Consider the following 19677-nt stretch of genomic DNA (forward strand, 5'->3'; position numbering starts at 1 on the left):
ACTTATTTGGATTAAATAACAAAATTAAAATTTTCAAAGGAAAAATATTGAAGTTATTATTCGCTTCCTTTTGTTGTTTTGCAAGTTTAATGGCTAGTGATGCCATTAACTGCGACAACATTAAAAATAATAAAACATTGCTAAATGAAAGTTCAAATTTAGATTATTTAAATATAGCTTCAAGCTGTAAAGAATCTTTAAAAAATCAAGATTTTACAAAAAAACTCTATGCAATTTCCAATGAAATTCGCGGAAGCAATAGCTCTTGTAATGGTGTGGCTTATTTGCCAAAATTACAACAATTTGATTTTTTATTATTAAAAATAGCTATCGATCCCATCGCTTATCAAAAAACTTTAGATACACCCGAAAATTTAGAAAAAAAATATGATATTTTAAAATCTTATTTTAGATATTGGGCATATCAAAGTATAGGAAATTTTAGACTTTACAAAGCTTTTTGGAAAGAATACAATAACGCTATAGAACCTTTAGAAAAGTATTTTGAAAGTAATTTTAATTTTGATAAAGGTAGTAATATTTACTATACTAGCAATGCCTTAAACGAATTTTTAAATTGGGCTGTTGGTGAAACAAAAATTTACAAAGACATTAGTCCTTTAGCAAAAATCATGTCAAATAAAAATTATTCGGTATCTTATATACAAGATTTTATTTTTTCAAATAATCCAAGCCAAGATGATCTTACTATAGCCTTGCAAGCAGCGCTTCTAAATCAAAGAGAAAAAGAAATTTTAGAACTTTTGATTCGTTTTGGTGCTAGGATTGACGAAGGTTATGAAAGTGCTATTTTTTACGCATTGGAAAATTATGAAAATACAAACTTTTTAATCCAAAATGGAGCAAATGTTAATCAAGCCAATGCCTTTGGAAAAACCCCACTTTTTTATGCCATAGAGTTTAATCGTCTTGATATCATAAAACTACTTCTTGATAATGGAGCAAATGTTAATCAAAAATATATTAATAACAATGAAAAATTAGCATTAAGTGCGAACATAGGTTCAAATACGCCTTATTTTATTACATTTTGCGCTCTAGAGCACACTTCAAAAAATGTTTTAATGCATGCTGCAGCCTATGGAAATATTGAAATTTTAAAACTTCTTATTTCAAAAGGAGCAAATTTTAATGCTGTTGATGATCTTGGTTTTAATGCACTTGACTTTGCGCTAGCAGCAGGTAAAAAAGAAAATGCTGATTATCTAAAAAGCTTGGGTTTAAAAGCAAACGAAAATCTATTTTACGGAGGTAGTTTAGAATGAAAACCGCATTTATTACAGGAGCTAGTTCAGGTTTTGGTAGAGCTTGCGTTGAAGCTTTTATACAAGAAGGCTACAAAGTAATCGCCCTTGCTAGACGCAAAGAGCGTCTAGCAGAGTTAAAAAATGCCCACAAAGATAAGATTTACACGCTTTGCATAGATGTAAGAAATCAAAAAGAAATCTTTGAGGCTATTGAAAATTTACCCAAAGAATTTCAAGAAATTGATGTGCTTTTTAATAATGCAGGTTTAGCTTTAGGGGTAGATGAATTTGATAAATTAAACCTTGAAGATATTAACACTATGGTAGATACAAACATCAAAGGATTTTTATATGTTGCAAAAGCTATTATTCCTATACTTCGTAAACAAAAAAATGCTTATATTTTTAACTTAGGTTCGGTTGCAGGAAGAAATCCTTATTTTGGAGGCAATGTGTATTGTGGAACCAAAGCTTTTGTAGGACAATTTTCATTGGCCTTAAGAAATGATCTTAGAGGAAGCAATATCAAAGTAACAAACATTGCTCCAGGACTTTGCAAAACTGAATTTAGTGAAGTGCGTTTTAAAGGAGATATCCAAAAAGCTGATGCAGTCTATGAAAATACGCAATTTATCAGTGCTAATGATATTGCCAAAGTGGTAATGTCTATCATTAACCTACCAAGCCATATTAATGTTAATGAAATCGAGCTTATGCCGGTAACACAAACTTGGAATGGATTTTATATAGAAAGAAATGAATGAATAAATTTTTAGTTTTATTATTTTTACCTTTAGTTACATTTGCAAACTCCTCAGAAGCAGCTGCAAATGCTAATTTGTTCGGAGCTTTTACCCTTATACCACCTTTAGTTGCTATCGCTTTAGCCTTTATCACAAAAGATGTTATTTTGTCACTCTTTGCTGGAGTTTTGAGCGGAACTTTTCTACTTAGTCTTTCTACAAATATTTTTAAAGCACAACATTTAGCTTTTGTAAATTTTTATAATACCGCAGTAGAATCTTTTTCAAAGATTATTTCTTATATCTTAGGTTCAACTTCTGATCCAGTAAATGCGGGAATCATTTTACAAATTCTTTGTATAGGTGGTCTTGTGGCACTTATCACAAAAATGGGTGGTGCAAAAGCTGTAGCTATAAAATTTGCAAAAAGAGCAAAATCAGCAGTATCGGCACAAGTAAATACTTGGTTTTTAGGTTTGTTAATCTTTTTTGATGATTACGCTAATTTACTCATCGTAGGACCTATCATGCGTCCTTTAGCAGATAAATTTAAAATTTCTCGTGAAAAATTTGCCTTTATTATCGATTCTACAGCTGCACCCGTTGCAGGGATTGCTGTGATTTCTACCTGGATAGGTTTAGAAGTATCTTTAATCAAAAATGCCTATGAAGATATAGGCATTAGCAATATCAGCGCTTTTGGGGTTTTTGTTGAAACCATACCCTATAGATTTTACAATATTTTTATGCTTTTCTTTGTTTTAATGACTGCGCTTATGGGGCGTGAATTTGGTCCTATGTTAAAAGCTGAAATTCGTGCAAGAACTACAGGACAAATCGCTCCTTTATCAAAATCAAGCACCCTAGATACCGCAGAACTTGAAGATCAGTTTTTAGCTCCAAAAGAAGATATTAAAATCCGTGCATTAGATGCTACGATTCCTATTTTAACTTTGATTGTTTTAGCTATACTTGGATTTTATTTTAATGGACTAAGTACTTTAGAAGGTGAAGAATTACTAAAAGCAAATGCAAATCCTTTATCTTTTGAAACCCTTAGGCTAGCTTTTGGAAGTGCAAATTCTTCTGTGGTGCTTTTTCAAGCCGCCTTATTTGCCGCTATTGTAGCAATTTTTATTGGAGTGTATCGCAAGATTTTTAATTTTAAAGAAGCGGTTGAAACTTGGATATATGGTTGGAAAACTATGATTTTTACCATAGTTTTACTTTTGTTTGCATGGTCGCTTTCAAGCATAGTAAAAGAGCTTGGAACTCCAGAATTTATCTCAAGCTTGCTCGCTGATAAATTGCCTGAATTTATCCTACCTGCTACCATTTTTGCTTTTGCTTCGCTTATTTCTTTTGCGATAGGAACAAGCTATGGGACTATGGGTATTTTAATGCCTTTGGCGGTGCCTTTAGCTTATAAGGTTGCACAAATAAATGCAATGGATATGGATGCAATGCATCATTATATGGTGATTAATATAAGTTGTGTCTTAACTGGAGCTATTTTTGGAAACCATTGTTCGCCTATTTCAGACAATGTAATCCTTTCATCAATGAGTGCAAAATGTGATCATATGGAGCATGTTCGCACTCAAATTCCTTATACCTTATTTATTTGTGTAATTTCTTTATTTGCTGGTTATATACCTGTTTCTTTAGGGCTTAGTGTATGGTTGGTTCTTCCTTTAAATTTAATTCTTATTGCATTTTTGCTTAGAATTATCGGAAAGAAAGTTTCATGAGTCTTCAAGAATTTGGAAATTTTTTAAAATTAGAAGAAAAAGCTTCTTTTATAAAAGAATTTTTCAAAGATTTTTATCAAGGAAATTTCGAGCTTTTTTCTTCCAAAGATAAACATTACCGCACAAGAGCAGAGCTTTCATTTTATCATGATAAAGACGAAATTTATTATGCGATGTTTGAAAATAAAAAGAAAATCATCATAGAAAGCTTAGAATTTGCAGATGAAAAAATCACCGCTTTTATGCCCAAACTCTTAAAACAAATTCGCAACAATACAAATTTAAAAGAAAAACTTTTTGGTGTAGAGTTTTTAGCGACTAAAAACGAGTTAAGCACCACTCTACTTTATCATAAAAATATAGAGCTTATTTACAATGACTTAAATAATTTAAGCTTAGAACTTGATGCAAATTTAATCGCAAGAAGCAAAGGTAAAAAACTTGTTTTTAAAAAAGAAAATTTAAGACAAGAGCTTGATATACAAGGTAGAAAAATATTTTATAAATTTAACAATGATTGTTTCATACAGCCTAATACCTCCATCAATGAAAAAATGATAACTTGGGTGTGTGAAAATTTAAAAACCCAAGAAAGAAAAGACTTGCTTGAGCTTTATTGTGGATATGGAAATTTTACTCTAGCTTTAGCAATTTTTTTTAACAATGTACTAGCCACTGAAATTTCAAAAAGCAATATTAATTTTGCCTTGCTTAATTGCAAGATCAACAATATCTCAAATATCCATTTTACAAGACTTTCAAGCGAGGAATTATCCCAAGCTTTAAAAAAAGAAAGGGAATTTTTTCGCTTAAAAGATATTGATTTAGATAATTTTAATTTTTCTCATATTTTAGTCGATCCACCGCGTGCAGGACTTGATAAAAGTGTGATTGATTTAATTAAAAATTATGAAAACATTATTTATATTTCTTGTAATCCTATCAGCTTGAAAGAAAATTTAAAAGAACTTGCTCTTACGCATAAAGTTGAAAAATTTGCGCTTTTTGATCAGTTTGTTAATACTCCGCATTTAGAATGTGGAATACTTTTAAAATCTTTACATTCTAAGCAATCTTCAATTTGAAAGTTGATAAATTATAAAAAATAATAATTCATCAACTTAGCTAAAACCACGATAAAAATACAAAGCATAAAAACAAAAGGATGTATAAAACGCGTTAAAGGATTTTTTCTCTTTAGCACAAAATGAAAAAATAAAGAAAACACCACTAAAGACAAAATACTAAAGGCTAAAATCAATTTTATCAAAAAAATTAAATTTAAAGGATTAAGATGAAAGCTTATCATCGCACCACCACTTAAAAATAGCAATAATACGATAAAAGGCATAATCTTAACACCCACGGAAGAAAAAAGATTTTTATCAAAATTTGGATTTTTTCTCTTAATTGTATTGAGTATAAAAATATCGACAAATAAATAACCTATAAAAAAGATTGCACAGCTTAGATGAATGATTAAAATATAAGGATAAGCTTGAACCATATTTCACTCCTTTTTTAATAGCTTTTAATATTCTAGCAATTTTTTATCTTTAAAAAATTCACTTTAGTTAATTTTATATAAATATATTTTTAAATTAAAATCTATTTTTAAGCGAAATAAGATTATGATTAAATTTTTAAAATTTTTATATAAAGTAACAACGATGGATGAAAATTTAATCATAGATAAAATACTCAACAACACAAAAACCATTGCCATAGTAGGACTTAGCCCCGATGAAAGCAAGCCTTCTTTTATGATAGGACAATTTTTACAAGAAAATCATTATAAAATTTATCCTATATATCCTAAATGTGATGAAATTTTAGGAGAACGCGTTTATCGAAGCTTAGATGATATCGATGAAAAAATAGATCTTGTTTTAATGTTTCGCAAGGGCGAATTTGCCTCTTCATTACTCCCAAGTATTATCCGTAAAGGAATTCAAAATTTTTGGCTGCAGCTTGGAATTTGCAACAATGAAGTTGCTAAAGAATGCGAAAATTTAAAGATTAATTTTATACAGGATAAATGCATTATGCGTGAATTGCCACTTTATCAAGATAGGATAAGCAAATGTTAGAACTGAACAAAATTTATCAAGCCAAACAAAAAATTGCTGATTTTGTAAGCAAAACTCCTTTTATACACTCTTCTTTTTTAAGCGAACTTTGCAAAAGTGAAGTGTATTTAAAAAATGAAAATTTGCAAATTACAGGAGCTTATAAAATTCGCGGTGCATATAACAAAATAGCTAATTTAGACCCAGAAGCTAAAAAAGCAGGAGTTATAGCTGCTAGTGCTGGAAATCACGCTCAAGGTGTTGCCATAAGTGCAAAGAAATTTGACACAAAAGCTATAATCGTGATGCCAGAATCCACCCCTCTCTTAAAAGTTTCTGCTACCAAAAGCTTGGGTGCAGAAGTTATTTTAAAGGGTGATAATTTTGACGAAGCTTATGCTTTTGCAACAAACTATGCGAAAGAAAATGGATTAAGTTTTATTCATCCTTTTGAAGATGAACTTGTAATGGCAGGACAAGGCACACTTATACTTGAAATGCTTGATGATGTAAGCGATCTTGATACCATCATAGCTCCTGTAGGTGGTGGTGGACTTATTAGCGGTATAGCAAGCGCTGCAAAGCAGATTAATCCCAATATCAAAATTATTGCAGTAGGTGCTAAAGGAGCTCCTGCAATGCATGATAGCTTTAAAGCAAAAGAGGTTAAAAACTCTAAAAGTGTCCGTACTATAGCAGATGGTATTGCTGTACGCGATGCTAATCCTATTAACCTAGGTATCATCCTTGAATGCGTGAATGAATTTGTTCAAGTAGACGATGAAGAAATCGCTAATGCGGTATTGTTTTTGCTTGAAAAACATAAAATTATAGTTGAAGGCGCAGGTGCTGCAAGCGTAGCCGCCCTACTTCATCAAAAAATAGATATAAAAGATTCTAAAAAAATCGGCGTTGTTTTAAGTGGCGGCAATATCGATGTGCAAATGCTAAATATCATCATAGAAAAGGGTCTTTTTAAAGCTTATCGTAAAATGCAAATCAATGTTACTTTAATCGATAAACCAGGAGCCCTACTTAATCTTACAGATAGCTTAAAATCAGCCAATGCAAACATAGTCAAAATTGATTATGATAGATTTTCAACAAAGCTTGATTATGGCGATGCTATGATTTCTATTACCTTAGAAACTAAAGGCAAAGAACATCAAGAAGAAGTTAGAAATATCTTAAAAGATAAAGGTTTTGATTTTTACGAAACTTTCTAATAAGAAATTCTACTCAGATAAAGTCCACAAGGCGGGGCTAAAAAATGATTGTATTGTTTTTTAGCTTCGATTTGCTCTTTTAACTCTTCTATACTCATCTTATTTTCTAAAACTTTTAAAACACTCGCAACCATTAGTCTTATTTGCGCCCTTAAAAAACCATTAGCCTTAAAACGAAAAATGGTAAAATCCTTATAAGAATACGCTTTAGCTAAAAATATTTCTCTGATAGTCGTTTTATTATCTCCTCCGCTCTTGCAAAAGAATTTAAAATCCTTAATACCTACAAAATTTTGCAAAACAAGATCAGCCTTTAAAACATCAATAAAAGGATAAAAATGAACATAAGAAGCTAAAAAAGGATTATAAACCCCGTGATAAAAAATATAGCGATATTCTCTACTTTTTACATCGTATCTTACTTCAAAATTTGAAGGCATGATTTTTAAATTTTTAACATGTATAAAAGGATGAGAAAATTTATTGATTTGTTTTTTAAGATAGTTTAAATCCCTAAAATGCTCCCCGCATTCCACGCAAGCAACAGCATAGCTTGCATGCACCCCTTTATCTGTGCGAGAAGCCATCAAAACAGAGGAAAAAATTCCAAGATGACTTAAGGCATCTTGCAAGGCATCTTGAACGCTTTTTTTGTGAGGTTGGGTAGCTGAACCTAAAAATTTCGATCCATCATAGGAAAAAATAATTTTTAATTTCATCAATAACGACTCAAAATCATCTTTTTAAAACAAACAATAGACGCAATAAAACTTAAAGCAAATATTCCAATACAAGCTAAAATAGGAGGCTGTGAAAAAGAACTTAAAAGCCCAAAATACACAGCAATAACCCCAAACATCCCAAAATAAATAAAACCTTTTTCATAACGATAAGTTACTATACCAAAAGAAAGGGCAAAAAGCGTACTTGCGAGTGGAAATAATGCTATGGTTACATAGATTACAAATTCTTTCGCGCGTTTGGGATTTGTATTTAAATCATTCCAATACTCATAAAATTTTTTAGTTTGTAAATTTTGATCATTAAATTGTGTATTGACTATAAGCTTATCAAAATTTCCAATAAAAAGCGTTTGGCCATTTTCAAAATTATACATTTTGCCATTAGAAAGCTTAAAAGCAAAGCTGTCTTCATTTCTTTGTGCTGTTGCTTCTTTTGCGATAATCAATTGCTCTTTGTCTTCTATATTGCGTTTTGGATGATACATGATGATATTTTCATATCTGTCACTTTCTTGCTTCTCAATAAAAATCATCCATTCAAGAAATCTTTGTCCAAATTCACCCGTTTTATAATTAAATTTAACCTGAGTTTTTTTAAAATTAACAAAATTATCTTGCAATTCAAACACTATAGGTATCATAACCAAAGCTATAATTAACATCAATGCACTTACTAAAGCGGCGATTTTTAAAAAAAACTTAGCTAAAATTTTAGGTGAAAATCCCAAGGTAAATAACACTATGCTTTCATTCTCTCTAGAAAGCCTAAAAAGAGCCAAAGTAAGAGCGATAAAAAAAGCTATAGGCAGGGTAAAAATAAGAATTCTAGGCAGCATAAAGCCGTATAATTTAAGCAAATCTGCAAAATTAATCTCTATACTAGAAGTAAGCTTAGCAAGTTGTATAAAAAAAACCATAGAAACTATAGTAAAAAGCACAAAAAAAATCGATAAATTTGTACTTAAAAATTGATTTAAAACATATCTTAAAGCAAGTTTCATATTAATTCCTGAACAATCAAATATATCAAATATATCACAAAAGCAGCATTGATAAAGGGTAAAAATGCTAGTTTTGTATTTTTATTATGGATAAAAAAGGGTAAAGACAATAACGAAGCAAGAAAAAGAATTATAAAAGCACTCTTAAAACCAAATACCCCTGCCATACTAGCAAGGATAATAATATCCGCATCACCTAAATTTTCTTGTATGTCTTTTGTTCTAAAATTTTTTAAAAATGCTATAAAATTTTTAAGTAAAAACAAAAAACCAGCAAAAATAAAAGCTTGAACCATAAATCCATTTTGAAAATTTTCAAATATAAAAAAATACGCAAATTCATTGCTATTAAAAGCAAAAGAAAATGCAATAAAAAAAATCAACCAAAGCAATTTTTGAGGCACAGCTTGAAATTTTAAATCTATGCAAGAGAGTGCAAATAAAACAAATAGAAAAATCAGTAAATGGATAAATTCCCCTATATTTTGGCTTAGCAAATAAGCAATCCATGCAAAAATCATCCCCAAAACTTCAGCCAAAAAAACAGAAAAAGGAATTTTAATATGACAAGTTTTGCACTTAAAGCGAAGAAAAATATAAGAAAAAATGGGTATTAATTCCAAAGGCTTAAGTTTTTGATAGCAAGAAAAGCAATAAGAACGCAAGCTTAATAAGGGCTTGTTTTCACAAAAACGCATTGTTAAGCTCATACAAAATGAACCCAAGCTCGCTCCTAAAATAGCTAAAATCAAAAAAGCTATGGGATTATTTTCCAAAAGTTCTCTCTCTTTTTCTAAATTCTTTTATAATTTTTTTAAATTCTCTTTTTGTAAGAGAAGGAAATAAGGTTTCGCTAAAATAAATTTCTGCATAAGCACATTGCCAAAGCAAGAAATTAGACAATCTTTTAGCATTTCCCACACGAAGCATCAAATCCACATCCAAAGGCAAATCTAAATTATCGCTTATGTTTTTTTCATTGATTTCCAAGCCTTTTTCAATCAAGCGTTTAACCGAACGCACGATTTCATCTTTTGCTCCATAACTGATAGCTAAATTCACACAAAGCAAATCACAGTGCTTGGTTTTTTCTTCCACAAGGGCTATTTTTTCTTGTAAATGTGTATCAAGTCTTGATAAATCCCCGATAGCTCTTAATCTTACATTGTTTTTTTCAAATTCTTTTAAGGCTTCGTCCAAACAACGATCCAAAAGCTCAAAAATAAATTCAATCTCATCTTGAGGTCTGTTCCAATTTTCCGTGCTAAAAGCAAAAAGACTTAAATTTGAAATTCCCTCCTCTACACAAGCTTCCATCAGCTTTTGCATGGTTTTAACACCTTGAGAATATCCAAGCTTAGCTAAAAAACCTTTTGCCTTAGCCCAACGCCTATTGCCATCCATTACAACAGCAAGATGTTTTAATTCATTCATTATCACCCTTTAAAATCAAATAATTTTTTAAATACAAATAAAGGTTGTATATTTTTATCTTGCAAAACATTAAATTGCAAGTGCTCGTTTAAAAATTTTTGCACCTTAAAAAAGGGGGTAAATATCGAAATTCCACCCTCATCGATCAGAATTTTCAAAGCTCCAAAAACGCTAAAATAAAGATAAATTTCTAAAAATTTAACCCTTTTTTTCATCTGAAACAAACAAGCCTTACCCTTAAAGATAAAAGGGATATGATAAATATTTTCAAAACTTGCAAAAAGCATTTCTTTTAAAATATGATATTTATTTTTATCTTTGCACTCTAAAAGATTTGAAATAATATATTTTTTATAATCAATCCTACCCTCTAAAATTTCAACCATCAAAGATAATCCCTCTTCAAAGGGATGAAAATCAGGCCTTTTAGATAAATGCTTAAATGCGATCGCGCCGCCTTTTTCTATATAAAGCTCGGCTAAATACTCAGCTCCAATTTCTAATTCTATCATGCTTTTGGTTTGAATTTTTCTATGATTGAGCAAAAGTGTGTAGTGTGCATAGCCTGATTTTGCTAAAACTTTCATTTGTATAGGTAGGGTTGAGTTTATCATATTCATATTTTTTCACACCAAGAAACCAAATCAAAAGCCAAATCTTCCTTGCTTTTTAAACCACTTTTTTCTATCTTATTTACTGTAATAAAATGAATTTCATTCTTAGAACTTCCAAAATAATTTTCCTCTTCTAAGATATTTAAACAAACCATATCAAGTTTTTTATCATTAAGCGATTTTTTCGCATTTTCTAAAGCATTTTGAGCGTCAAATTCCATCTTAAAGCCTATTTTTTTACCTTTAAAATTTAAATTTTTAAGCAAATCCTCATTTAATCTTAAATGCAAATTTAAACCCTTTAAATGCTCATTTTTTTTGATTTTGCCTTTTTTAAATTCAGGCATAAAGTCACTTACAGCTGCCGCCATGATTAAATAATCTTTGTTTGAATTTTGCTCTAGCAATTCTTTTAATTCTCGCGAGCTTTCAAAACTCTTAAGAGAATAAGGAGTATCAAAATAAACCGAACTCAAAAGCGTTACTTTAGCCCCCAAAAAATAAAACGCATCAGCGATTGCCTTTGCCATTTTTCCACTTGAAAAATTACTCACACAACGCACATTATCAATCTTTTCTTTTGTCCCCCCACCACTAATGACAACTTCTTTATCGCACCAAAATGATTGCTTGAAAAGCTCTCTTTTGCTTATATTAAAGATATCTTTTACTTCAGCCAAAGCTCCGATACCTTCATCTTTACAAGCTAAAACTTTACAAATAGGCTCTATAATCAAAGCTTTATTTTCTTTAAGCATCTTTAAAGAATTTTGCGTGCTAAAATGATGAAACATATTTGTATTTGCCGCAGGAGCTATGATAAGAGGTTTATTTGCTGCGATTAAGGTTTGGATAAAAAGATTATCTGCTATACCAAAAGCAAGTTTATTGATAGAATTAACACTTGCAGGGGCAAACAAAACAAGATCTGCATCCTTGCTAAAAGCTATGTGATTGTTTGAATTTTGCCAACTTTCATTTTCCTCACATAAAACTTCATCAACCAAGGCTTCAAAACTCATTTTGCTAGCAAATTTTAACAAACCATTAGAAAGCAAAACTTTTACCCTAAAACCTTCTTTTTTAAACAAAGAAATAAGCTCATAAGATTTATAAAAAGCTATACTGCCACTAATGGCTAAAAGTATGGTTTTCATTTTTGAAATTTCTTATAATAATAATCTTTTATCATTTTATGCTCTGCTCTATTGATAAACAAAGCACCCTTTTCTACATTGACACTTACTGTGCTTCCTGCTGCTATGATTACTTCATCTTCGATTTTTACAGGTGCGATAAATTGTGTATCCGAACCTACAAAAACATTTTTTCCTATAATGGTTTTATGCTTTTTTACCCCATCATAATTACAAGTGATAGTCCCACAGCCTATATTAGTTCCACTATCTATCTCACAATCTCCTAAATAACTCAAATGCCCTGCTTTTACGGTATTTAACTTCGCATTTTTGCATTCTATAAAATTTCCTATATGAGTGTTTTTTAACTCACAATTTGGACGCAAATGTGCCAAAGGCCCTACATCGCTATTTTCTACGATGGAATTTTCTATCACGCTTGAACTTTTAATGATAGAGTTTATAATCTTACTTTTGCCCTCTATCCTTACATTTTCATATACTTCACATTCACCTACAAATTCAACATCTGCACCTATAAAAGTGCTTTGCGGTAAATGAAAAATCACACCCTGTTGCATCCAGTATTTTTTAATTTTTTCTTGCATGAAATTTTCAGCTATACTGAGTTCAAATTTATCATTAATCCCCATAAATTCATCTTCACCTACAAAAACTGCTTTAATCATCACATCTTTTTCTTTTGCTAGTTTTACAATGTCGGTTAAATAATACTCTTTTGCCGCATTATTGTTATCAATCAAAGGTAAAAGCTCTTTTAAAAGTCTCGAGTCAATCACATAAACCCCAGCATTGCAAGTATTTATCTCTTTTTCTTGCGTATTTGCATCTTTAAATTCAACAATTTTTTCAACGCTATCGTTTTTTATCACCACCCTACCATAACTTTTAGGATCTCTTGCTTTAAAAACTGCTAGATTTAATTTTGCATTATTACTCAACAAAGCTTCCAAACTTGTTTGCTCAACCAAAGGCATATCCCCGCAAAGAATTAAAACTTTTTCATTTTTAGGCCTAAATTCCTTTAAAGCGCCCGCAGTGCCTGGGAAATTGATCAAATCTTGTTCTAAAATTTGCGTTTTAGGAAAATGTTTTAAAATTTCTTTTTCAACGCGTTCTTTTTGATGAGATAAAACCACGCTCACATCTTCACTTATAGCAAAAGCTTTCTCTAAGATATGTAAAATCATGCTTTTTTGACACAGCTCTTGCAATACCTTTGGTTTTTCGGATTTCATTCTTGTTCCAAGTCCTGCTGCTAAAATCAAAATGGAAGTTTTCATTATAAAAAGCCTTTTGAGGATAATTTTATTTTAATTTTAACATTTTAAAGTTAAATTTTTCTCTAAATTAAAACAAGTTAAACTCTTTTTTAGTGAGTAAAAGTTAAAATTAAGTTTCATTTTTTAATCAAGGTTTATTTTTGAAAAAAATTTTAACATTATTGTTTATCAGCGGTTTTTTTAGCGTTATTTTCGCTGCCGAAGCAACAATTCCTACAGTAAATTTAAGCCTAAGTGCTCCTGATACTCCTAATCAACTTGTTACAACATTAAACATAGTCATAGTCTTAACCATACTTGCATTAGCTCCAAGTATAATTTTTGTTATGACTTCTTTTTTACGCTTGATTGTAGTTTTTTCATTCTTGCGTCAAGCTATGGGAACTCAAAGTATGCCGCCTAATACCATCTTAGTAACCTTGGCATTGATTTTAACCTTTTTTATAATGGAGCCTGTGGCTACAAAGTCTTATAATGAAGGCATCAAGCCTTATTTAGCAGAGCAAATAGGCTATGAAGAAGCTTTTGCAAGAGGTGTGAAACCTTTTAAAGATTTTATGCTTAAAAATACTCGCGAAAAAGACTTAGCTTTATTTTACCGCATACGAAACCTGCCTAATCCTAAAACCATAGATGATGTTCCACTTACGGTTTTAGTTCCTGCTTTTATGATTTCAGAACTTAAAACTGCTTTTGAGATAGGCTTTTTGATTTATTTGCCATTTTTGGTTATCGATATGGTTGTGAGTTCGGTTTTGATGGCGATGGGGATGATGATGCTTCCTCCTGTTATGATTTCATTGCCTTTTAAACTTTTGATTTTTGTATTAGTGGATGGATGGAATTTGCTAGTGCAAAGGCTTGTGGAAAGCTTTGTAACCTAAGATTTATAAAATCTTAAAAACAAAATTCCAAGAAAAAGATACAAAAGCAAAAATAATTCTAAAGTTAAAAGTATATACAAAAACAAGCCTTTAACGTAAAAAAGAGCTATAAAAACAACAAAAAGAATTACTAAGGCTGTTCGCCCTAGAAAGACTTTTTCTAGGGTCTTGATAGAATAAAAAGTAAAATCTAAAATAAGAGTAAAAATAAATTCTAGCATTGTAAAATACACCCAAAAACTAAGCTTGGTGGCATCTTGCAGCCATCATGTCAATTTTTGAATTGTAAGTACTTCCGCCCGGTGCAGGTACATTCGCAACCCCAGCACCTACTACCCCCAATCTTATTCCATAATTTAAAATTAAAGGTATAGCTCTATCTTCTTGATAAGCATATTTGCAATACTCCCTAGCTGCGTTTAGTACAGTGCAAGATAAAAACAAAAATAACAAAAAAAAATGCAACTTTTTTCATTATCTTAAATCCTTTTATTTAAAATTTAGATAATGATATTGTATATCAAAATTTATAAAATTAATATTAACTATCAATATTTTATTAAAAGCCTACAAGAAAAAAGTGATATTATTTTGCTTAAAAACTTCTTTAATGTCTTTTAAATACTTATTGCCCAAAAAATCTAAAAAGCCATTTTTCCTACTCTCATCAATAAAATTATCAAGCTTGTCCTTTAAAGCTTCATCACCTTTTCTTACAGCTATACCCCAAAACTCAGGATTTTCTTGAAAAGGCGCTAAAATGGCTCTGGTTGTATCTTGATGCTTTTGCCAAGTCCGATAAATCGTAAGTTGATCATAAAAAAATCCATCAGCCTTGCCTTGAATCACTTCCAAAATAGCAGCATTTTCTTTATCAAATAAATTAATAGTTGCATTTTTTAAATTTTTAACCGCATATAAATGCCCTGTAGAACCACGCTTTAAAGCCAAAACTTTGCCCTTTTTATCTAAATCTTTGATATTTGTAATATCAGAGTTCAAAGGAGTTAAAATAGCCAAATTTGCCTTAGCATAAGGAATGCTAAAATCCACCACTTTCTTTCTCTCATCGGTAATTGTCATAGAGGACATAATAAGATCTATCTTGGCTGTTTTTAAAGCAGGTATTAAACCATCCCAAGCGATATTTTTTACTACAAGTTTATAGCCGTTTTTCTTTGCAAAAGCTTCTAAAAAATCCACGCTAATTCCACTTGCTTTGCCTGTTTTATCGCTCATTTCAAAAGGCGGATATCCAAGCTCCATTCCTACAACCAAATCTTTTGCACTCAAATTTAAAGCAAAAAAAGAGATAAAAATCAAAATAATTTTTTTCATAATTTCCTTTCAAATTTTTTTGTAAAAAAATTATACTAATTTTATCTTATTTTATTATTAGCAATTTATTTCAAACTTAAAAAATTAATACTTCCTAAACCCTAGTTTGTCCTATAAGATTATTTAATCTATCCATTATAGATCCAACATAAGAATTTATACTTTCACTGCTTGCTTTCCAACCATTAGCTTTTGCTTGATTAAACTGATTATCAAACCAAGCTCCACCATAACCTATACTTGTATTTTGCCATTTAACTCCTTTTTCCATTGCATATATATCTGCATCAAGCCAACCCTCTTGTGCATAACCTTTTAACAAACTTGCAAAATCTACTTTGCCTGTCATAATGTCGTCTAAGGAAGCCAAAGAGCCTTCAAAGCTTTCTTTAATCATAGCTTCAGCGTAAAACTTAGCCGTAGGATTTAGCGTTGCACTATTTTCTCTTGGTAATGCACCTGTAGATTTTAAAAAACTCATAAATAAAGCTTCTTTAGAATAGCTTCCATCTTCATTTTTTGGATAAACTGACATATCGGGATTAAAAGTATCTTTTAAAGTATCTTCATCTAAATTTTGAGTTTGCATACTTTGTGGAGTAAAATTTAACTGTTGCAATCCCGTATTAATATGTGCAAACATACCTAATTGTTCTATTTCTTTATACTGCTCTTGGGTATTATAATAATTTGAAATCGTTAGCTTATCATAACTTTTTGGCATAATGCCTATAGTCTTATCACTAGTTGTAAAGCTTATTCCTTTAGACAAATTATTTAAATCAGCTTCGCTAAAGCTTGTTCTATTGACATCACCAAAAGTATGATTAATGATTTGGTTAAACTGATTGTAGTATTGTCTAATCGTTTCAGCCATATCTATATTTGTGTAGTATTTATCTATGCCTAAATATTGCTTTTTATGTGAGATATAAGAATTATTTTCAGCCTTTCTTTCTATCTCATCCAAAGTAGATTTATGTATTTTAAAATCTTCAGGAAGTCCCGCAGCTTTATTAAAATCACTTCCCATATAACCATCTTTATCTACACTATAACCATAGGCTGTATTGGTAGAAGTGCTTATATCTGCTTGTTTATATTTTAGAGTATGAACGGTATTTTGAAATTCGCTAAATAAGCCATAGTTTGTGTCAAGAGTGGAATTTGAGCCACTATTTAAAACTTCACTTTTTATTAGAGTTTGCGAATTGGCACTTTGAATTTCATTTAATTTACTAGCATTTTGTTTTAAAAAAGCATTAGCAAAACTTATTTTAGAATTTTCTTTACTTTCTTTATTAGCTTTTGCTTGTGAAAGTATAGAATTATAGTTTGAGTTATCATTGATGCTAAAGATACTCATATTAATTCCTTAATTTAGATTTTTCTATTTTTTTATATAGATAAACAAGTTTTTAAACCTACTTATCCATAACCCTTAAACCCTAGTTTGTCCTATAAGATTATTAAGTCTATCCATTATAGAATCAGCAAAAGAATTTATACTTTCACTGCTTGCTTTCCAGCCATTAGCCTTTGCTTGATTAAACTGATTATCAAACAAAGCTCCACCATAACCTATGCTTGTATTTTGCCAAGCAACTCCTTTTTCCATTGCATATATATCTGCATCAAGCCAGCCATCTTGTGCATAACCTTTTAATAAATTTGCAAAATCAACTTTTCCTGTCATAATGTCGTCTAAAGAAGCTAAAGAGCCATCAAAGCTTTCTTTCGTCATAGCTTCAATATGTGCTTTAACTAATGGATTTAATGTTGTATTACCACCTTCTAAAGCTTCTCCACCGCTAGATTTTAAAAAACTCATAAATAAATCTTCTTTAGAATAACTTCCATCTTCATTTTGTGGATAAACTGACATATCAGGATTAAAAGTATATTTTGCACTATTTTCATCTAAATTTTGAGTTTGCATGCTTTGAGGAGTAAAATTTAATGGCTGCAATCCCACATTAATATGTGCAATCGTTCCTAATTGTTCCATTTCATCGTATTGTTCTTGTGTATTATAGAAATTTGTTATAGTTTGACTATCTAAATTTTGAAACATAAACTTAAAATCCGTATTATGAATACTATACCCCTTTGGTAAAGAATTTAAATCTTCTACACTAAAGCTAGTTTTATTAGAATTACCAAAACTATGATTTATAATTTGATTAAATTTGGAATAGTATTGTCTTATGGTATCGGCCATATCTATATTAGAATAATAACTACTTACTCCTAAATAATTAGCTGTATGAGCATTAAGATCTGTATTATACCTCTCTATCTCATCCAAAGTAGATTTATGTATCTTAAAATCTTCAGGAAGTCCTGCAGCTTTATTAAAATCACTTCCCATATAGCCATTTTTATCTACACTATAACCATAGGCTGTATCAGTGCTTAAATCTACTTGTTTATATTTTAGAGTATAAATAGAGTTTTTAAATTCACTTGATATATCATAATTAGGAGAACTTGTCTTACTACTTATACTAAAATTAGTATTATTGCTAGTATTTGTTGTATTAGTAGAATTTAATGCTTCACTTCTTGCTAGAGTTTGTGAATTTGCATTTTGAATTTCATTTAATTTGCTAGCATTTTGTTTTAAAAAAGCATTAGCAAAACTTATTTTAGAATTTTCTTTACTTTCTTTATTAGCTTTTGCTTGTGAAAGTATAGAATTATAGTTTGAGTTATCATTGATGCTAAAGATACTCATATTAATTCCTTAATTTAGATTTTTCTATTTTTTTATATAGATAAACAAGTTTTTAAACCTACTTATCCATAACCCTTAAACCCTAGTTTGTCCTATAAGATTATTAAGTCTATCCATTATAGATCCAACATAAGAATTTATACTTTCACTGCTTGCTTTCCAACCATTAGCTTTTGCTTGATGAAATTCTCTATCAAAAGAGATTCCACTGCCTACGTATACATTTTGCCATTTAACTCCTTTTTCCATTGCATATATACCTGCATCAAGCCAGCCATCTTGTGCATAACCTTTTAATAAACTTGCAAAATCAACCTTACCTGTCATAATGTCATCTAAGGAAACGCTAAAAGAAGGATTTGCTTTCATTTCTAGCTCAAGTTTTGCTTCACGAACTTTTGCTTCAGGACTCAAAACAACTTGATTTGGAGATGGAAAAGGCGAATAAGACTTTAAAAAACTCATAAACAAAGCTTCTTTAGAATAACTTCCATCTTCATTTTTTGGATAAACTGACATATCAGGATTAAATCCGCCTTCATTTGAAGGTCCTTGCTCCATGCTTTGCGGAGAAAAGTCAAGTTTCATAAGGTTCATACCCAAATTCATAGTAGAATACTTAATCGCTTGTGCTTCGTGAAATTGTTCTGCGTTAAATATATGTGTTACAATATATTCTTTGTTTTGATTGCAACCATCATTTAGTCCTTTTGGTAATTGCTCTAAATCAGCTTCACTAAAGCTTGTTTTATCATTTGGAAATGCACTTATTACTTGATTAAAGCTATTATAATAGGATTTAACAATAGAAGCCATATCAAAACTATCATAATAGTTTCCACTGGTTTCACTAGCCATATTATGTTGATTAAATCTCTCTATCTCATCCAAAGTAGATTTATGTATCTTAAAATCTTCAGGTAATCCTGTGGCTTTGTTAAAATCACTTCCCATATAACCATCTTTATCTACACTATAACCATAGGCTGTATCAGTGCTTAAATCTGCTTGTTTATATTTTAGAGTATAAATAGAGTTTTTAAATTCACTTGATATATCATAATTAGGAGAACTTGTTTTAGTAGCATTATTAATACTAAGGTTAGTATTACTACTATTTGATATATTAGTAGAATTTGAATTATTGCTTAATGCATTGTTGTTACTTAATATTTCACTTCTTGCTAGAGTTTGTGAATTTTTACTTTCTATATCACTTAACTTGCTGGCATTTTGTTTTAAAAAAGCATTAGCAAAACTTATTTTAGAATTTTCTTTACTTTCTTTATTAGCTTTACTTTGTGAAAGTATAGAAGTATAGTTTGAGTTATCATTGATACTAAAGATACTCATATTAATTCCTTGATTTAGATTTTTCTGCCTTCAATCTAAATATATTTTATAAATCATACAAGCAAAATTTGTT

At 30.3% G+C, this 19677-nt stretch carries 21 protein-coding genes; 7 read left to right on the forward strand and 14 right to left on the reverse strand.

The genetic code is table 11. The annotated features are described in order from the left end of the window. Window positions 1-47: 47 nt before the first annotated feature. From KAR88_RS01195 to trmA, 4 genes are read left to right on the forward strand one after another with little or no spacing between them, the layout of a single operon-like run. A complete protein-coding gene (locus tag KAR88_RS01195; protein ID WP_052781853.1) occupies window positions 48-1286 on the forward strand; it encodes an ankyrin repeat domain-containing protein in 1239 nt (412 codons plus the stop codon). Then, entirely contained in the window at window positions 1283-2032 is a 750-nt protein-coding gene (locus tag KAR88_RS01200; RefSeq protein WP_052781854.1) for an SDR family NAD(P)-dependent oxidoreductase, read from the forward strand. Before KAR88_RS01195 ends, KAR88_RS01200 begins: the two co-directional genes overlap by 4 nt. Next, a complete protein-coding gene (locus KAR88_RS01205) occupies window positions 2029-3762 on the forward strand; it encodes a Na+/H+ antiporter NhaC family protein (RefSeq protein WP_192801239.1) in 1734 nt (577 codons plus the stop codon). Before KAR88_RS01200 ends, KAR88_RS01205 begins: the two co-directional genes overlap by 4 nt. Next, window positions 3759-4847, forward strand: a complete 1089-nt coding sequence (gene trmA / locus KAR88_RS01210) for a tRNA (uridine(54)-C5)-methyltransferase TrmA (protein ID WP_002797005.1) — start codon at window positions 3759-3761, stop codon at window positions 4845-4847. Before KAR88_RS01205 ends, trmA begins: the two co-directional genes overlap by 4 nt. A gap of 11 nt (window positions 4848-4858) precedes the next feature. On the opposite strand, the gene KAR88_RS01215 is transcribed toward trmA, so the two are convergent. After that, a complete protein-coding gene (locus KAR88_RS01215) occupies window positions 4859-5269 on the reverse strand; it encodes a membrane protein (RefSeq protein WP_002783766.1) in 411 nt (136 codons plus the stop codon). Window positions 5270-5432: 163 nt separating this feature from the next. On the opposite strand from KAR88_RS01215, the gene KAR88_RS01220 reads away from it, so the two are divergent. Together KAR88_RS01220 and ilvA are read left to right on the forward strand one after the other, a co-directional pair. Continuing rightward, window positions 5433-5852, forward strand: coding sequence for a CoA-binding protein (locus tag KAR88_RS01220; RefSeq protein ID WP_002776755.1), 420 nt, complete (start codon window positions 5433-5435; stop codon window positions 5850-5852). Beyond that, window positions 5846-7057, forward strand: a complete 1212-nt coding sequence (gene ilvA, locus KAR88_RS01225) for a threonine ammonia-lyase (RefSeq protein ID WP_002793805.1) — start codon at window positions 5846-5848, stop codon at window positions 7055-7057. Before KAR88_RS01220 ends, ilvA begins: the two co-directional genes overlap by 7 nt. Here the strand turns inward: ilvA and truA are convergent. Genes truA through glmU form a run of 7 tightly spaced genes read right to left on the reverse strand, consistent with a single transcriptional unit; the run spans window position 7054 to window position 13292 of the window. Then, on the reverse strand, window positions 7054-7779 hold the full coding sequence (gene truA, locus KAR88_RS01230) for a tRNA pseudouridine(38-40) synthase TruA (protein ID WP_087721314.1): 726 nt from the start codon (window positions 7777-7779) through the stop codon (window positions 7054-7056). The genes ilvA and truA overlap by 4 nt on opposite strands. Further along, on the reverse strand, window positions 7776-8801 hold the full coding sequence (locus tag KAR88_RS01235) for an LptF/LptG family permease (RefSeq protein ID WP_002776751.1): 1026 nt from the start codon (window positions 8799-8801) through the stop codon (window positions 7776-7778). The genes truA and KAR88_RS01235 overlap by 4 nt, the downstream gene beginning before the upstream one ends. Continuing rightward, window positions 8798-9577, reverse strand: a complete 780-nt coding sequence (locus tag KAR88_RS01240; protein ID WP_002780364.1) for an A24 family peptidase — start codon at window positions 9575-9577, stop codon at window positions 8798-8800. Before KAR88_RS01240 ends, KAR88_RS01235 begins: the two co-directional genes overlap by 4 nt. Next, on the reverse strand, window positions 9567-10235 hold the full coding sequence (gene uppS, locus KAR88_RS01245; protein WP_002780363.1) for a polyprenyl diphosphate synthase: 669 nt from the start codon (window positions 10233-10235) through the stop codon (window positions 9567-9569). Before uppS ends, KAR88_RS01240 begins: the two co-directional genes overlap by 11 nt. Before the next feature lie 2 nt (window positions 10236-10237). Beyond that, entirely contained in the window at window positions 10238-10855 is a 618-nt protein-coding gene (locus tag KAR88_RS01250; protein ID WP_002776746.1) for a hypothetical protein, read from the reverse strand. Beyond that, a complete protein-coding gene (gene coaBC, locus KAR88_RS01255) occupies window positions 10852-12006 on the reverse strand; it encodes a bifunctional phosphopantothenoylcysteine decarboxylase/phosphopantothenate--cysteine ligase CoaBC (RefSeq protein WP_057030671.1) in 1155 nt (384 codons plus the stop codon). Before coaBC ends, KAR88_RS01250 begins: the two co-directional genes overlap by 4 nt. Then, window positions 12003-13292, reverse strand: coding sequence for a bifunctional UDP-N-acetylglucosamine diphosphorylase/glucosamine-1-phosphate N-acetyltransferase GlmU (gene glmU, locus KAR88_RS01260; protein WP_192801238.1), 1290 nt, complete (start codon window positions 13290-13292; stop codon window positions 12003-12005). Before glmU ends, coaBC begins: the two co-directional genes overlap by 4 nt. 149 nt (window positions 13293-13441) lie before the next feature. Between glmU and fliP the strand changes: the two genes are divergently transcribed. After that, on the forward strand, window positions 13442-14176 hold the full coding sequence (fliP, locus tag KAR88_RS01265; protein ID WP_170876443.1) for a flagellar type III secretion system pore protein FliP: 735 nt from the start codon (window positions 13442-13444) through the stop codon (window positions 14174-14176). Here the strand turns inward: fliP and KAR88_RS01270 are convergent. The 6 genes from KAR88_RS01270 to KAR88_RS01295 form a co-directional block, all read right to left on the reverse strand. Next, on the reverse strand, window positions 14173-14397 hold the full coding sequence (locus KAR88_RS01270) for a hypothetical protein (RefSeq protein WP_057039989.1): 225 nt from the start codon (window positions 14395-14397) through the stop codon (window positions 14173-14175). The two genes, fliP and KAR88_RS01270, sit on opposite strands and share 4 nt — an antisense overlap. Window positions 14398-14416: 19 nt before the next feature. Continuing rightward, window positions 14417-14641 carry a hypothetical protein gene (locus KAR88_RS01275; protein ID WP_032685851.1) on the reverse strand — a complete coding sequence of 75 codons (225 nt, stop codon included), beginning with the start codon at window positions 14639-14641 and terminating at the stop codon, window positions 14417-14419. A 102-nt stretch (window positions 14642-14743) separates the two neighbouring features. Next, window positions 14744-15514 (reverse strand): transporter substrate-binding domain-containing protein, encoded by a 771-nt coding sequence (locus KAR88_RS01280; RefSeq protein ID WP_002776733.1) that lies wholly within the window; start codon window positions 15512-15514, stop codon window positions 14744-14746. A 94-nt stretch (window positions 15515-15608) separates the two neighbouring features. Next, on the reverse strand, window positions 15609-16880 hold the full coding sequence (locus KAR88_RS01285) for a hypothetical protein (RefSeq protein ID WP_192801237.1): 1272 nt from the start codon (window positions 16878-16880) through the stop codon (window positions 15609-15611). A 75-nt stretch (window positions 16881-16955) separates the two neighbouring features. Continuing rightward, entirely contained in the window at window positions 16956-18251 is a 1296-nt protein-coding gene (locus KAR88_RS01290) for a hypothetical protein (protein WP_192801236.1), read from the reverse strand. Between the two features lie 75 nt (window positions 18252-18326). Further along, window positions 18327-19604: a hypothetical protein gene (locus KAR88_RS01295; RefSeq protein ID WP_192801235.1), complete on the reverse strand. Its 1278-nt coding sequence runs from the start codon at window positions 19602-19604 to the stop codon at window positions 18327-18329. Between the last annotated feature and the right edge of the window lie 73 nt (window positions 19605-19677).

Origin of the sequence: Campylobacter sp. JH23, assembly GCF_017846595.1 — a bacterium.
GTDB lineage: Bacteria > Campylobacterota > Campylobacteria > Campylobacterales > Campylobacteraceae > Campylobacter_D > Campylobacter_D coli.